The sequence below is a fragment of the Motilimonas pumila genome, assembly GCF_003596335.1.
Classification (GTDB): Bacteria; Pseudomonadota; Gammaproteobacteria; order Enterobacterales; family CBDFNC01; genus Motilimonas; species Motilimonas pumila.
This window is the reverse complement of record NZ_QZCH01000002.1, coordinates 24,804-40,092: the sequence shown is the minus strand read 5'-3', so window position 1 is coordinate 40,092 and position 15,289 is coordinate 24,804. Positions and strand designations below refer to the sequence as shown.

Sequence of the window (15,289 nt, the reverse complement as noted above, 5' to 3'; positions counted from 1 at the left end):
CCATGCAACTCCACGCACTTATCACTGGCGCCAGTAAAGGCATTGGCGCCGCGTTGGCACAACAATTTGCCCAGCAGGGCTACTTTGTTCATCTAAATACACGTAGCAACAGCGTTGCAGCTCAAGCACTATTAGACACGATCAAGCAGCAAGGAGGACAAGGAAAATTGGCGATTTTTGACGTTACTCGTGCTGAAGAATGTCAAGATTACCTTAATGATCTGAGCCAACTAGACGTATTAGTGAACAATGCGGGTATGCTGAAAGATAACCTGTTACCCCAAGTCTCTGCACAAGACTGGCAAGCTGTTTTAGACGTTAACTATCGCAGTCCACAGCGCTTTATGAATCAGTGTTTACCGCTACTTGAACAAGCGGGCGCACCTTGTGTGATTAACCTGGCCAGCATTTCTGGGGTGAAGCCACGACCAGGGCAAGCTGCCTACGCGGTCAGTAAGGCCATGCTTATTCGTTGGACACAACAACTTGCAGCGCAATATCCAAAGATTAAAAGTTACGCGATTTCTCCTGGCCCGGTAGCGACAGAAATGATCACTCAAGCACCTTGGTACCAACTGCCCAATGCCTTTGACCGCATACCATTAAAACGCTTTGCCAAGCCCAGTGAAATAGCCAGCGCTGCACACTTCTTGGCACAGCACCAAATGCTGCCTTCAGGCCACAATTTGATCATTGATGGCGGCTTTACTCAAACTATCAAAGGGCAATAATGCAATCATTAGCTGAACCCCAAGACGCTTGTTTATACCTTTTTTATGGCCCGATTGGCGAGCAAACCAGCCAACAAGTATTGCATGCGGTATGTCGGCTATTTTGGCCAAACGAGCAACAAACGCTGCGATATAACGCGTACGGTAAACCTTACCTCGCGAATCAATCGTTGTTTTTTAACCTCAGCCACCAACAAGACATGATAGTGATCGGGTTTAGCCGTAATGAAGTTGGCGTCGATTTACAATTTCCCGCCCCCCAACATAATTGGCGCCGTTTAACCGAGCGCTGCGCCAGCCCTTCGGAGCGACCTTGGATCAACACTTGTCAGGATTTCTACCGTTTATGGGTATTAAAAGAAGCCTACTTTAAAGCCATAGGAAAAGGGTTGTCGCACAACTTTCAGAATACGCAATTTACATTAGAAGCAAATAATTATTATGAAGTTAATCAACAAAATAGGAATAAAACGTCAAGTGCAGATCTAATTGAGATACACTCGGACCACAGTGACTGGTATAACTATTTGATAAATCGCGATATATCATCAGGTTCACCGACAAACACAGGGTACTGGGCGATATGCTCAGAGCGCCGTATCAGTGACATAAGATATTTTGATATGACAACGCTGACTTGTAAAGCCCGTTATAGCCAATCGTCCAACCAAACTGGAGCCTGACGACCCATTATGATAGCCCCTACTCGCCAAACCCAACTTAAAATCGCCATGTTGTCTGCTGGCTCAGGTCTACTCATGGGATTATCTATGCCTGGTTATAATCAAGCGTGGCTGGCTTGGTTTGCTTTAGTGCCAGTATTGCTATTGTGCCAATGGTACAAAAATATCAGTGTTAGGCTGACTATTTTACCAGCCACCGTTGTCTGGTCGGTAATGGCGCACCATTGGTTTGTTGATATTTTTGGTAGCTTGCTGGGCACTATTTTATGCGTGGCTGCTGGGGTATTTTTCTCTCGACCAATTTATTTAGCAGTGACATTACAGCGCCATTTTGGTGGCATAATGCGGTTATTTGCGCTGCCTTTGGTGTGGTGTAGCATTGAGTTTTTACGCGTTGTACTGCCTTATTTAGAAGAAATCTGGTTTGTACTAGTAGCCAAAAGCCAATGGCAACAGCTTGAGATACTGCAAATATTATCCTTGGGTAGCTTCCCCTTGTTAAGCTTTATCATCATGCTGTCCAATGCAGCGATTGCATGCATCATCATTAAAGCCAAGCAGCAAAAGCAATTTGATTGGCAAGCAGGACTGGTTTTCCCGCTCGTACTTGCCAGCTGGTTTTGGGGCCATAGCCAATTAACTTCCATACCAGCCCACGATCCAACCAAGGATGTTCACATCGGGGCGACGGTTGATCTAACAAACCAAGACGATGCGATTCAATCATTGGCCAACATTCGCAGTGACGGAGAAGGTTACTGGGCCGATACGCCAGCCATGTCGCAAGCCATTTTCAACGTGAATGCCAAGTTAACACGCCAAATAAGTGACAATACACACTTTGTGGTGTGGCCCGAAAATGAAATGGCAGACATTAACAATGAAGCGATCGTTCGCCAAATTAAACAACTCGCGATTGAAACAAGTAACTATATTGTTGCTGATTTAATTTGGCGAGAGCAAGGCGAGCTATTTGATGTAGCGGTAATGTTTGGGCCAGATGGCGTAGAGGTTGGGCGCAGCCGTAAAATAGCCATCACATTTCGCGAGCGTCACTTTGGCTTCAGCCCTGGTAGTAAAGAAGACATCCAAGTGTTTACCACTCCACATGGCCAAGTAGGACTCGGGGTTTGCTTCGACCGACACCGCGCTTGGATCAGCCGAGCACTGCGACAGCAAGGCGCAGAAATTATACTGATGCCAGTGGATGACGATTTTAAAGCCAATGCTAACTTCCCTCTATTGCACATGACAGATAGCATATTTCGTGCAGTAGAAAACCGAGTAGCTTATGGTTTGGGCACCACAAGTGGTATCAGTGCGGTCATTAACCCCTATGGCAAGGTCGTCAGTGCAAGTGGTGTCAATCAAAGAGAGGCAATATATGGCACAACTGTTACCAGTTCCCAGCAAACACTCTATACGCGCTATGGAGACTGGTTTGGCTGGGGTATCTCTGCCATCACTCTCTATCTTGTCATCACTTGGTTACGCCAGCGACGTAAAAAATCGTAACAAGTAACATCATGACAAACGCAGCTTACAAAAGAGTATTGCTTAGAATGGAATAGCTCTGTCCTAACAAGAAGTAAATCGGCCCATTTCCCAATTAAGACAGAGCTAAAAAACTGCGACTAAATAATGAGTTTTATTTCAGCATTAACATCATAGAAGAGAGCTAAAGTTAGTGCTAGTAAATCGCTCTTTTTTATCAAAAAAAAATATTAATATCATTAATGCATTGAAATTGTAGCTATTATTACTATTATCAAAAATAAATCAAGCATTAAGCTTGCACTAAAATGATTCAACACTGCTCAAAAATCGCCCATATAGTGCCTGATAATCGAAATCAAAAAGACTGATTTAATTATTAAGCCATCACCCTTTAGCGAGCAAGAGTATCAGCAGGCTTCATACTGATTTTTTTGCCAGAAAAAGTAGTTAAACCTTGTCACTCTAGCTGCGGGCTCATTTGTGCTAGCAGCAATTTCTCACACAATACTCACGACTGATTCAATTCTGCATTTTTTCCTTGCCAGATCACACTTTACTTAATGCTTAAGCCTGATTAGTGGTCATATTTACTGCTAAACGGTCAATATCTCTGACAAATGGGCGCTGAGCATTTTTCAACCACTTTAATTTTGTGCGAGATCAGCCATTGGATATGTAAGCTTTGTTTATTTTGAACATCAGATAAACCTGTTTCTTGGACCGGAGTAAAGCGGTAATATAAAAATAAAATACAACTAATACATGCACTTAAAAAACATTAACAGAGTTTAATAAAGGAAAACCCATATTTTATGGGCCTAGATCGCTTTTCCAGAGGGCAAAAAGGCATATATTTAATCCCGCAAGGAAGCACAGGGACACTAACAGGATGTTGGGTTCCATGTCAGATAGGATGTCTGGCAATCAGGATGATGAAAGGAAACGCTACAGGAAGTGGCAAAAGGACACCTCCAGGATGGAGATAGAAAACAAATCAGGATGATTTGTTAGACTAGGATGGTCAAATAAGGACAACCCAAAGGATTTGGGAAAAGGAATAACCTAAGGATTAGGTATTAGTCAGGGAGTGCAGGGAGCACCATTACATCAAGGATCAGATGTGTAAGACTACAAGGGGCCATACTCGTCGAGTATGGCCCCGTTTTTTTTGGCTAACGCTCGCCCTGCAATGAAACATGAGAACGATTATATTCTTGCATTTAAGGTACTGAAAAACCACAAACTGCCGCAGCCTGTGGTTTCAGCGCTTCACTTATTACCTTGCCACACCTAATCCTAATAGTTTACCCAAGGTGACAAACTCATATCCTTGCGCTTTGTAGTCGGTGATGATCGCCTCAAGCGAGTCTACCGTTACATCGGTCGCATCATGAAGCAGGATAATACCGCCCGCGTGTATATGCTGAATAACAGCGTTACTCACATCCTCAGAATCGTTGTTTTGTGTATCCCAATCTCTTGGATCAATAGACCAATTGATAGTTCGCATGCCTCTATTTGCCAAGTATTGAATTTGTTCACCCTTGATACTGCCATAGGGGGGCCTGAACAAAAGTGGTTCGAACCCCAAGATATCTTGAATGATGGCATTGGTTGGGCTTATCTGTTCTGCCCAAAGATCGCTGGAATGAGTAAACCCGGTAGAATCAGGGTGATCCCAAGTATGGTTTGCGACAACATGGCCCGCTTGATGGATATCCACCAGCATTTCAGGGTACATCGAAATCTGATTGCCCAGAACAAAAAAAGTCGCTTTAATCTGGTGCCGTGACAATATGTCCAATACTTGCTCGGTGTAACCAGGGCTTGGACCATCATCAAAGGTTAACGCAACGGTTTTATCGAAGTGAAAGCCTTCTAAATAATAAGCACCGGTATAATCATAAGCCTGTTGTTGATAATCGCCGCCACCGTCAGCTTCAGTCCGAATGCTAAACTGGGTTTTCACTTCTCTCGGTAAAAATTCCGCTACTAAATACTCAGCAACGTCTTCACTTGGCACACTTAAGCTTGACCATAAGTCACTGCCGGGGTGGTCCAACATATAATGTTTAAGTGCTTCTGAAAACAACGCAACGCCAGTGTTTTCAATCAAGTCATCATCGCCTTCTAACCACCTTTTTTGCTCCACTGAACTGCTCTCATTCAATGCCGACAGAGCTTGATAGTGCGTGCTATCGTCTAACTCAGGGAGCGTATTTGCAATTCTTAATTGCAACTGCATCGCGGTGTGGTGATATAACGCCAGCGAGAATAATTGCTCAAACAAACGCTCAGAAGAAAAGCCTAATTGGTGGCGCTTTTGTAACACCAGTGATTTCACAAACTGTGAACCTATCATGGCTTCATCTGCCTGAGCTTGGCTCAACTCAACCACAATATAACCATTTTGATGGTAAATGGCCTCATCACCCGTTGCAGTCACGCCTGAGCGAATCAAAATAGGAGCATTTTTACTGGCTGTTTTATTGCCTAGTGGCGCGAGGGCTTGCTGCTGTACTTGAGCTAATACAGCTTCTACTTCTGCCAAATCAAACTCTTCATCATCAGCAAGATAGACATGATTGGCAATCAATTCAGAAGGTAATAGAGCATAACTTCTATCTAGATACTGTAGGCCACTGGCCACCTCTGGCGTATACGGTATGGCAGTGTTATTCGCACTGTTGCCCCCACCCCCTCCGCCACAACCGCTCATTAAACAAGTCCATATTAGGATCCAAACCAAACGCATCACTTTTCTCCCACAACAATCAAATGTTTATAATAATTTGATAAAAACAATAATGATATTGACTGATTCAAAGTTTGCGTATTAAAAATGACAAAAGAATATGGTGGTGCCTAGGCTATTTATCAAAGTTGGTTCACAAGCACATATCAGCATCAAGACTCTCCCCCCTCTTACGTCGTTTAAGGGCTATCTCATGTCTCAACATCAGGATGAAATAAAGATACCGTTGGTGAAGTGAACCTCACTATATTTCATTGCAACCATCTGTTTTTTATAAATTAAATAGAAAATACATGAAACACACCATCTGCCCCCCTAGTCCCTTACTGATATCCAAGGCACAATCGCAAAAACCCATAAGCAAGTGATGATAAAGAAACAACGGCGATTGAAGTAACCAAGGAGAGGTGATGCGGTATTGGTATCAAGCATTTCTGATGGCACTGATAAGTACACAATGTTTGGCCGAGGCCTCAGCAAGTAAGATGATCATGGCCAATTATCATGATTGGAGCATATACAGCCCGAATTATCATGTTGCGGATATCGACGCGGCTCGGTTGACGCACTTGGTGTATAAAAGTGCAATTCTCACACCTGAAGCCACGCTCGGTCATCGTGATGATTATGCCGACTTGCAGCATTTCTCCGCAAATCTAACCTACCCTGCTAGAGGAAGTTTGCGACAGCTGCAACAATTAAAACATGCCCACCCTCATTTAAGGGTTATTATATCGATAGACAGTGAAACCGCCACCTGGCAACACCTGGCCCAAAGTGACGTAATGAGAGAGCACTTCCTTCATTCAGTCATGAATTTTATTGAACATTATCAGTTCGATGGGGTAGAGATAAACTGGACCTCACTGGCCCTAGAGTCTATGACATTAGCGCAACAACAAGGCTTAGCAAGAACCTTAAAGCAGCTGAAAAAACGTATGTCGCAGACCAGTGCGAAGCAACCGCAACCGCTACAACTTTCTCTGCTGATACCATGGCGTTTGGCACCACTTCAAAAACAACTTACTAACGCCATGTTTGCACCGCTAGATTATGTAATCGTAGACACATTAAGCCCGTTGCAAGAACAGGGTTTTCCTCCACGATTAGCGCCCATTTTTTCGCCGTATGGACATGACAGCATTGCTCACTCTGTCGCCTGGCTCAAAGAGCAAATTAAACCACATAAAATCATTTTGACTATTCCTAGCCATGGCCTTAAGTGGCAAGCTGTTAATGCTCAATCTTCAGCGAGCTGGCAACTCAGTCAGGGCAGTTGGGACAACCGCAGCATTACCGGTGTCACCCAGCGACACGAAGTCGAAAGCATGCAACAACAGTCATTAACCAGTAAGCAATCGCACGAGACGAGTGATGCCATTTCCGGCCAGATTATCACGCCCAATGGCAAACACTTATTGCTTTTTGAAAGCTCAGCATCGTTGCATGATAAGCTTAATTTCATTTTAGATCAGGATCTTGCAGGTATCGCGTTATCAAGCTTACACAATGATAATGGCGCCACCAGCTTGCTCTCACGAATTCATCGGCACTTCGCCCCTGTTGACGCCGCTTTCACCATGATGGCAACGTGGTTCTATTCAGATCCAATACGAATCACGTTGAGTATTCTCGTAGGGCTCGCTGCTATGTTATACGGGCTATGGCGGTTATTACTTAGGTCAACTTGCGCTCAATTATTGCAACATCAACAGCTTTTAACTCTCGCCATAGATTGCAGCGTGTCTCTCATGATAAAGCTACAACGAACCCCACTCAAAGATAACCAACCAGAGGTCTACTCTTACTTGGCAGAGCAAGTAAAGCAGTTAGCTCAACTTAATCACGCCATAAAGCAACGAGGTCAGCAAACCTCTTTGCTTTATGGCGTGATTAGTAACGAAGCGACAGCGCCAGTGTCACCACCAGATCATTCTTCAGTTCACCATGGTTTACAAGTGATTGAAGCATTTCAAAAGCATGCTCTCACCAGCAACTCACTGACAGCGTCACTCGAAACTATGCTGCGACTACTTGATCAATATTACCCCGAGTTTGAAGTGGTGATTGTGGACAAAGATACTTATTTTGCAGGCAAGAATTGTGACACTTTGATTCAAGAAGGTCGGCAAATTGCCCAATTGTTTCAATACAGATTCATCGTGCCATCAGCCGTTAATCAAGATTTGCCGGAAATTCATATTCTACAAACCTTAGCGTCACAACTCGACGTCGCAAAAAAACACATCAAGCAACTACTTGCATCGCCCCGGTTATTGGCTGAACTGCACCTAGTGGCAACTTCACAGCCTGACATTTTATTTATTCAGGCAGATCAGGGGTATAGCGGTATATTTATTCACCCTAAGAAAGCCAAGTCGCACATTATTATGCGGCTAAGTCACCTTAAACAATATTTTGAAGAGCATTACTTAGTCCAGGTACATCGTTCGTATTTGGTCAACCCGGCAAAAGTTACTCGAGCTAAACCGCTGCACAAAAATAAATATGTCCTCATCATGCCTGGCCAACAATTGCCTATTGGCCATTCTTATCTCGCTCAGCTCAAACTGCGCTTCCCCGATTGGTTTAATCAAAAACGGGGCCAGTAATGCTCCCTTACTCGCCACATAACTCCCATTGCTCGCCATTGAGCCAGCTTCAAGGCGCTGCATGATAAGACGCCCCTGCTGCGAAATAGTATTGCAGGCTGCGTAATGACAAAGCACAAGACGCCACGAAAATATCTGCTTTACGAAGAAACCAATGATGGATAAAACAACCCCAAAAAATACACGTAAGAGACTGTATTTAAATAACTTTAAATCTAGCTCATGAAACTACTCAGATTCCCATCTAGTTAAGATTAAGCAGCTTTGGCAAGCTAAAAAAGCTCTCAGTCCATTCCAAATAAGAGCAACCCGTCATCGCGCTCTATCACCATAGCAGGGTGTGCAGTTAGAGCCGGTGACCTCTAAGTCAACTGATTGGCATTAATTTATAAGGAAATATTATGTTTAACTTATCTAAGCTCGCCAAAGGCGTCGCTTTATCTTGCTTGGTCTCTTCGATGGCGCAAGCCAGCGTGGATGATTTTAAAAGCGTTGGTTACTTTCCATCTTGGAGCGGTCAAGCCCAACAAATTCAATACGACAAACTCACCCATATTAACTACTCCTTTTTGCTACTCAACCGCGACGGTACCCTACAGCCCATTGCAAACCCGCAAAAACTTCGTCAATTGGTCGAATTAGCCCAAGCCTCAGGCGTCAAAGTGGGTATTGCAGTCGGGGGCTGGAACGGCAGTCGTGCTAATGAGTTCGAGACGATGTCTGCAACAGCCGCTGGCCGAGCTCGATTTATTACCGATATTCTTGCGTTTGTAGAACAGTATCAACTCGATGGCGTTGATATGGATTGGGAATACCCTGATTCAGGTCAAACCGCTGACAACTTTGCGCTATTGATGGACGAATTGTCAACGGCATTGCGCAGCCAAGGCAAATTTCTCACTGCGGCGGTCGCAGCTTCGGGCTGGGGTGCCAGAGGTATCAAAGCCGAAGTGTTTGATGACGTCGATTTTCTTAACTTAATGGCGTACGATGCGGACCACTCTGCTGGACAACACCACTCAACGTACGAGTTTGCAGAACAGTCCATCGCATACTGGCAAAGCAAGGGGTTGAGCAAAGCAAAAACCGTGCTTGGGGTCCCCTTTTATTCCCAGCCTGCGCGAACTTATCGTGACATTGTAGCCAGTGAGCCTAATGCGGCTTGCCGCGATAAAACACAATCTGGCGCAGGCTATAATGGCATTCCCACGATTCAGAAAAAAACCCAATTAGCCTTAGCGAAAGCAGGCGGCATTATGAATTGGGAGTTAAGCCAAGACACCCAAGATGAAACCTCGTTATTAAACGCGATTGATCAAGCGATTAACGGCCAAATCAGCACCGTATGTGCAACCCCTCCTTCGCCGACTCCTAGCGTCACTCCTACACCAAGCTCATCACCTGCCACGCCACCGCCCAATGATTGCGAAACCAATGGTGCTTGTCACCCGCCCCTTGAGCTCACTCTGCTTGAAAATAACAAAGCTTACGAAAATACGTCACAATCCGTTGTTGCGAGCTATTTTGTTGAATGGGGTATTTATGGCAGAAAATTTCCTGTCTCTAGCATTCCGGCACAAAACCTGAGTCATATCATCTATGGGTTTATTCCTATCTGTGGACCAAACGCAGCACTAAAAGAAGCTAACCCTGAAGGATTCGGAGCTTTGCAGCGTCAATGTAAAGACAAACAAGACTTTGAAGTGACAGTGCACGATAGCTTCGCCGCGCTTGAAAAATCGTTTCCTGGAGACAAGTGGGATGACCCCATTAAAGGCAACTTTGGTCAACTCATGCGCTTAAAGGCAGCCAAACCAGACCTTAAGATCCTACCGTCTATCGGAGGCTGGACCCTATCTGACCCATTCTACTTTATGCATGATGAGCAAAATCGTGCCACTTTCGTTGCTTCAGTGCAGCAATTTTTACAAGACTATCCATTCTTCGATGGCGTAGATATCGACTGGGAGTACCCAGGCGGTGAAGGTGCCAACAGCGAATTAGGTCAAGCCAGTGATAAACAGCTGTATGCGCTATTAATGAAAGATCTTAGAGCCATGCTAGATCAACTCAGCAGTGCGACAGGTCGTGACTACGAGCTAACTTCTGCGGTCGGCGTTGGGCAAAGTAAAGTAGACGATGTTGACTATGCTACAGCGTCACAGTACATGGATTACATCTTTGCCATGACTTACGATTTTTATGGCACTTGGGATAATCAACCAGGTCATCATGCGGGCTTATATCAATCAGACAGTGGCACCATAGCTCAATTCAATGGTCATGCCGGTATTAGTAGCTTGATGGCGGCAGGCGTGCCTGCAGACAAACTCGTAATGGGTGTGGCTATGTATGGCCGAGGCTGGAAAGGCATTTCTGGCTACCAAGATGATAACCCCTTTACCGGTACCGGTGACGGTAAAGTAAAGGGTACCTGGGAAGATGGCGTTTTAGACTACCGCGATATCAGCACTAACTTTGCCGGTGTTAACAACCAAGGTAAAAATGGCTACCAGTATTATTATGATGAGCAAGCTCAATCTCCTTACCTTTGGAACAAAGAAACTGGCTCTCTGATCACCTATGATGACGCAAGATCCGCCAAGGAAAAGGCGGTTTATGCCAAAGCCAATGGCTTAGCGGGGGTGTTTTCTTGGGAAATTGATGGCGATAATGGTGATATCCTTAACGCGATGCATCAAGGTTTAGGTCACGGCACAGAAGTGCCTACTCTAAGTCCAACACAGCAGCCAACGATTACGCCAAGCCTAGAGCCGACTCCAGGCGTCACGATAGAGCCCAGCATTAGCCCAACGATTACTCCAACTTCAAGCCCAACAGAGGTGCCGACTCTCGCTCCTTCTGAGCCGCCAAGCAACCTTGTAGAATGGCACGAAGGCAGCATTTATCTAGGTGGAGATATCGTTACTTATCGAGGAGTCAGCTATCAAGCTAAATGGTGGACCCAAGGCAACACGCCGGGCGTAACCCAGTGGGGACCATGGCGAGTATTGCAACAACAGCCTGAAGTAAGCCCCACCCCAGCCGTTGAACCTACGCTCATACCGACCGAAAAACCTCAACAACCACAGCCGACTGACGCCCCATCGACTGCTGCCGAGTGGCAAGCTGAAACCATCTATCAATCAGGACAGCAAGTTAGTTGGCAAGGGGAGATTTACCAAGCTCAGTGGTGGACACAAGGGCAAACCCCTGACAGCTCAAACCCTTGGGGAGTATGGCAGAAAAGTAAGCAGTAACTTCCTAAGAAAAAGTTAAATCAGGTTGATACAAGCACGGCCTCAAGGAGGAAGCTGAGACCGAATGGGCTAACTCGGTCTGCGCTTGTATCAGCCTACTAGGGACAGCCTTCACGCCTGACAAAGGTTGAGCGTTACCAAGCCAGTTGCTCGCCATTACTGTGCCAAAAACCGCCCGTGTTTTCGATTGTTAGCTCATCAATTCGAGCGGCAATTCCAGCTGCGGAGTCATCCGCCGAAATTAAACCACCAAAGTTGACCATTCGCGTTTGCACCCAACCTGGGTGAAGTTGCGCCACCGCTATACCTTGCTCTTTGAGATCTTCTGCCAATGATTTACCAAACGCATTTAACGCCGCCTTTGACGCTCGATAACCATATCGACCACCAGAAGTATTATCTGCTATTGAGCCCATTCTGCTGGTGATATTAATAATTTTCGCGCCTTGCTGCATACAGGGCAAAAGCGCTTCGGTCACACGTAATGGTCCAAACGCGTTAATTTCCATTTGCAAACGGATGCTGTCAAAGTCGATATCGCCTAACACTTCATCCGCCAAGAGGCCGGCGTTGTTGATCAAAATACGAATATTGCTAGCCGTTAAATGTTGCTTCAACTGCCGCACATCTTCAGCTTGGGTAACATCAATATTCTCTATCACCCTTTCTGCTACAGCGGCTAACTCCGGCGAACCTTGGCGGCAAACACCTATCACCTGCTCTCCACGCTGGTGATATAACTGCGCGAGGGCTAAGCCAATACCTCGATTAGCACCGGTAATCACAATAGCCATTATGCTTTCTCCGCTAATAAATGTTGCCACTGCGGGTAGCGTTCAAACATTTTCTCAACATAGCTACAAGCGGGCACAACTTTAAGTTGCTGCTGCTCTGCATACTCAATCATGGCCTGCATTAATTTCATCGCGACACCTTGGCCGCGAAACTGCTCCGGCACCTTCGTGCTATTTACCGAAATAACCTGATTATCCAAACTTAAATAACGCATTACGGCGCTATTCTCATCTTCGGGTAAGGTGTAAAACGCGCCACCTTCTGAGGTGATTTTATGGCTAATATTCATTGTTGTAGTTCCACTTTAAACTTTCTCTTAAGTCTACACCTTCCATCTCCAGCCTTGACATGAAATCAAACAATTTTTGGTAACTTCATCCATACTAAAAATGATAAAAGGAGAACATTATGATTGCTACTTGGGTGCTGGTTGCGGTGGGCTTGATGTTTAATATTATCGCGGCATTAACCACACATTTTGTGATTGAAGAAAGATTGTTAGAGGTTCATCAATTACAGCAAACCCAGCAAGCTAATAACATGCAGATTGGCTTAAAGTGGCAATCCATCACCTTACTCGAACAAAAGCGCGATACCTTAATGCTGTTACTAAGCCAGCCTACTGAACTACCTGACCCTATTAAAACCAGCCTATTGCAGCAACTCAGTGATTTGCTACAACACCCCATTGAAGAAATCTCAAGTCGTTCATTTGCTGACATTGACAAGCTTGTCCTGGCACAGCAGCAACTAAGCCGCAGTGCCATTGACACAACTTATTTGCAAAATCTGACTCTCATGGAACAAGAAAACACCCTCAGTAACCAAGTCAACAGCTTGAAGAGCATGGCCATTTTCCTGCAAGTCATTGGCTTAGCGTTAATATTGGCAAGGGATTTAAAACGTAAGTTTTAAAGAGCAATAGCCCAAAATAAGTGAATCGCATATCACTAAATAAACACCTTTATTAAAAACAAGGGGCTGCATTAATCAACCATGCTTCAATGAAAAGCAGTTAAGCGATCCAGTTAAACGTGGGTAAAACCCTTAAAGTACTCTTAGGTCTCGCTTACCACTCTTGCAATCGCAGAGTTAATAGGAATGTTGCTAGCATCTAATCCTGGAGTTTGGCCGTGGAAATCAAACGCTAACTTCACCTTGGGCGAGAAAATTAAACAGTGAGTAGAGCCGCCAAAGTGGAACATGCCTAGTTGCTCTCCTTTGCTTACGTGCTTACCAACTTCCACCGTCACGTCACAGGTCGAGACTTCTGCCATGCCTACCGCAAGAAAGCCCACTAAACTAAGGGCAGGGTTATCCGCTTGAATGACAACTAAAGCGCGCGTCGCCACTTCCGTAATATAGCCCTGAGAATCATTCGGCCCGGAGGGATCGGGGCCATCAGGGCCATTGAAGCCCTCAACCAAAGGCTCAGAATAATACGTACCCGGTATATGCTTAATCGAAATGATTCTACCACTCACTGGCGCGTGCCACCTGTGGTAACTCAGCGCACTTAAAAACGCTTGGTAAACGGTTCCACCCTCAAAATAATCCGTCAACGGGTCGCTATCTAACATATGAATTAAAGAGTAGCATTGTGATTTAATCCAAAACGCATCAAATCGTTGCACATTATGACTGCAACGAAACGGCGCGGATTCACAAGCATTAACCACCACATTATCATCACCGGGTGCCGCTACAGGCCGCTGTCCTGGGCGAAATTGACGCGTAAAAAAGTCATCCCAAGAATGGAAGCCATGATGCAATATTTCAGGACTGCAAATATACATTTCATCGAAATGCTTTAATTCCTTCGTCGCTTTCGCGTGGCATCCAAACCAGCCATTAGGCTTTTCATTCAGTACACTGGCTGAATCCGGCGACATAAGGTAGGCACCCCACGCGTCAAGAATATCTTTAAAGTGTCGATTAACTTTAGGCTGAATAAACGCAGCGTAGCCAGCTGTGGTTCCCATTGCCCAGTCTAATATGGCATTAATCGGACAGCCGATGAGCCCTAAAGGCTGATCATCCTCATCGACCAAAAACTCTGGCGCATGAGTGAGTACTAAATTGATCATTCGCAGCATTTGCAAATAATTGCGCGCTGCCGGTTTATTTGTTGGCGAACGATTGTAAGGCGGCTTATTAGGAATTTGCCCCCACATTTGATTAAACAGCATATAAATCTCAGCGTCTGTCTCAATCAAATGCTTTAGCTTCGCAACACTGGGGTGAAACTCGCTTTTATCTTGATTGGCTTTTTCGGCAAGAGCCTTAAGCCAATGACTCAGATGAGCATGATCAGAGGGTAGCCATGCACCAACGCGATAGGGAGTAGCCATATTAGACTCCTAGCAATTAACAAATATATCATTAAAAGTATAGCTCTAGACGAGATCGGCACATTTAGCTTTCAGCTTGAGCATCCCGTTTTAATTATCGCCATTGCTGATGGCCCACATTAAAATATGAGTGGCTACCTCAAGGTTTAGCTTTTAAGCGGGGGAGATAAGTATAACAACGCTTCTCACACAGATTGGAAAACAGGGTGTAACCATGGAGACTCAGTTGAGTAAAAAAACCGCTTACATAGAGAGCACGTTAGCCTTTTACTTCAATGGTAAATTTGAAAGTAATTTCCACTCACTTGGCTCCGATGAGACCAGTTTAAACGGTTGGGCCAATATGGCGTCACTATTTCAACTGGTTAGCAATGACATTGCGAATGAACATCGCTACAACCTATTCACATTAGTGGAAGACCTGTACACAGCCGTAGAAGTCGACCTAATGTTTGGAGAAAAAATCGAAGGCATTGAACTAGAAGATATTCTTGATGGCCATGGTGAAGATATGTCCTACTTGTTTGAACAATGAAGGTTAGCCCACCATTTACTTTGCGAGCATGGCTTGAATGTATATGAAAAGGCAAAGTTAAGCTCTGATA

Annotated in this window: 11 protein-coding genes; 7 read left to right on the top strand and 4 right to left on the bottom strand. The window is 44.9% G+C overall.

Annotated features, from left to right (window positions below; genetic code table 11):
- Window positions 1-2: 2 nt before the first annotated feature.
- From D1Z90_RS02840 to D1Z90_RS02830, 3 genes are read left to right on the top strand one after another with little or no spacing between them, the layout of a single operon-like run.
- On the top strand, window positions 3-731 hold the full coding sequence (locus D1Z90_RS02840; protein WP_119909234.1) for an SDR family NAD(P)-dependent oxidoreductase: 729 nt from the start codon (window positions 3-5) through the stop codon (window positions 729-731).
- On the top strand, window positions 731-1,414 hold the full coding sequence (locus D1Z90_RS02835) for a 4'-phosphopantetheinyl transferase family protein (RefSeq protein WP_119909233.1): 684 nt from the start codon (window positions 731-733) through the stop codon (window positions 1,412-1,414). Before D1Z90_RS02840 ends, D1Z90_RS02835 begins: the two co-directional genes overlap by 1 nt.
- 9 nt (window positions 1,415-1,423) lie before the next feature.
- Entirely contained in the window at window positions 1,424-2,929 is a 1,506-nt protein-coding gene (locus D1Z90_RS02830; RefSeq protein WP_119909232.1) for a nitrilase-related carbon-nitrogen hydrolase, read from the top strand.
- Between the two features lie 1,258 nt (window positions 2,930-4,187).
- On the opposite strand, the gene D1Z90_RS02825 is transcribed toward D1Z90_RS02830, so the two are convergent.
- Complete coding sequence (locus D1Z90_RS02825) at window positions 4,188-5,630, bottom strand: polysaccharide deacetylase family protein (protein ID WP_158587037.1); 1,443 nt, start codon at window positions 5,628-5,630, stop codon at window positions 4,188-4,190.
- A 446-nt stretch (window positions 5,631-6,076) separates the two neighbouring features.
- On the opposite strand from D1Z90_RS02825, the gene D1Z90_RS02820 reads away from it, so the two are divergent.
- Both D1Z90_RS02820 and D1Z90_RS02815 read left to right on the top strand, forming a co-directional pair.
- Window positions 6,077-8,278, top strand: coding sequence for a glycosyl hydrolase family 18 protein (locus tag D1Z90_RS02820; RefSeq protein ID WP_119909230.1), 2,202 nt, complete (start codon window positions 6,077-6,079; stop codon window positions 8,276-8,278).
- A gap of 401 nt (window positions 8,279-8,679) precedes the next feature.
- Window positions 8,680-11,538: a glycosyl hydrolase family 18 protein gene (locus D1Z90_RS02815; RefSeq protein ID WP_119909229.1), complete on the top strand. Its 2,859-nt coding sequence runs from the start codon at window positions 8,680-8,682 to the stop codon at window positions 11,536-11,538.
- Window positions 11,539-11,672: 134 nt separating this feature from the next.
- On the opposite strand, the gene D1Z90_RS02810 is transcribed toward D1Z90_RS02815, so the two are convergent.
- Window positions 11,673-12,332: an SDR family oxidoreductase gene (locus D1Z90_RS02810; RefSeq protein ID WP_232525187.1), complete on the bottom strand. Its 660-nt coding sequence runs from the start codon at window positions 12,330-12,332 to the stop codon at window positions 11,673-11,675.
- A complete protein-coding gene (locus D1Z90_RS02805; protein WP_119909506.1) occupies window positions 12,332-12,622 on the bottom strand; it encodes a GNAT family N-acetyltransferase in 291 nt (96 codons plus the stop codon). The genes D1Z90_RS02810 and D1Z90_RS02805 overlap by 1 nt, the downstream gene beginning before the upstream one ends.
- A gap of 119 nt (window positions 12,623-12,741) precedes the next feature.
- Here D1Z90_RS02805 and D1Z90_RS02800 point away from each other — a divergent pair, with 119 nt between their 5' ends.
- Window positions 12,742-13,248, top strand: coding sequence for a hypothetical protein (locus D1Z90_RS02800; protein ID WP_119909228.1), 507 nt, complete (start codon window positions 12,742-12,744; stop codon window positions 13,246-13,248).
- Window positions 13,249-13,391: 143 nt separating this feature from the next.
- Here the strand turns inward: D1Z90_RS02800 and D1Z90_RS02795 are convergent, their stop codons facing one another.
- Window positions 13,392-14,684, bottom strand: a complete 1,293-nt coding sequence (locus D1Z90_RS02795) for a phosphatidylserine decarboxylase family protein (RefSeq protein ID WP_119909227.1) — start codon at window positions 14,682-14,684, stop codon at window positions 13,392-13,394.
- 226 nt (window positions 14,685-14,910) lie between these two features.
- Here D1Z90_RS02795 and D1Z90_RS02790 point away from each other — a divergent pair, with 226 nt between their 5' ends.
- Window positions 14,911-15,219 (top strand): hypothetical protein, encoded by a 309-nt coding sequence (locus D1Z90_RS02790; protein ID WP_147378723.1) that lies wholly within the window; start codon window positions 14,911-14,913, stop codon window positions 15,217-15,219.
- Window positions 15,220-15,289: the final 70 nt, after the last annotated feature.

What these genes read in the sequence shown, in the direction of transcription:
- D1Z90_RS02820 (WP_119909230.1), top strand. Translation starts at nt 6,077, where the DNA reads ATGCGGTATTGGTATCAAGCATTTCTGATGGCACTGATAAGTACACAA.
- D1Z90_RS02800 (WP_119909228.1), top strand. Translation starts at nt 12,742, where the DNA reads ATGATTGCTACTTGGGTGCTGGTTGCGGTGGGCTTGATGTTTAATATT.
- D1Z90_RS02810 (WP_232525187.1), bottom strand. Translation starts at nt 12,332, where the DNA reads ATGGCTATTGTGATTACCGGTGCTAATCGAGGTATTGGCTTAGCCCTC.
- D1Z90_RS02840 (WP_119909234.1), top strand. Translation starts at nt 3, where the DNA reads ATGCAACTCCACGCACTTATCACTGGCGCCAGTAAAGGCATTGGCGCC.
- D1Z90_RS02815 (WP_119909229.1), top strand. Translation starts at nt 8,680, where the DNA reads ATGTTTAACTTATCTAAGCTCGCCAAAGGCGTCGCTTTATCTTGCTTG.
- D1Z90_RS02825 (WP_158587037.1), bottom strand. Translation starts at nt 5,630, where the DNA reads ATGAGCGGTTGTGGCGGAGGGGGTGGGGGCAACAGTGCGAATAACACT.
- D1Z90_RS02795 (WP_119909227.1), bottom strand. Translation starts at nt 14,684, where the DNA reads ATGGCTACTCCCTATCGCGTTGGTGCATGGCTACCCTCTGATCATGCT.
- D1Z90_RS02805 (WP_119909506.1), bottom strand. Translation starts at nt 12,622, where the DNA reads ATGAATATTAGCCATAAAATCACCTCAGAAGGTGGCGCGTTTTACACC.
- D1Z90_RS02835 (WP_119909233.1), top strand. Translation starts at nt 731, where the DNA reads ATGCAATCATTAGCTGAACCCCAAGACGCTTGTTTATACCTTTTTTAT.
- D1Z90_RS02830 (WP_119909232.1), top strand. Translation starts at nt 1,424, where the DNA reads ATGATAGCCCCTACTCGCCAAACCCAACTTAAAATCGCCATGTTGTCT.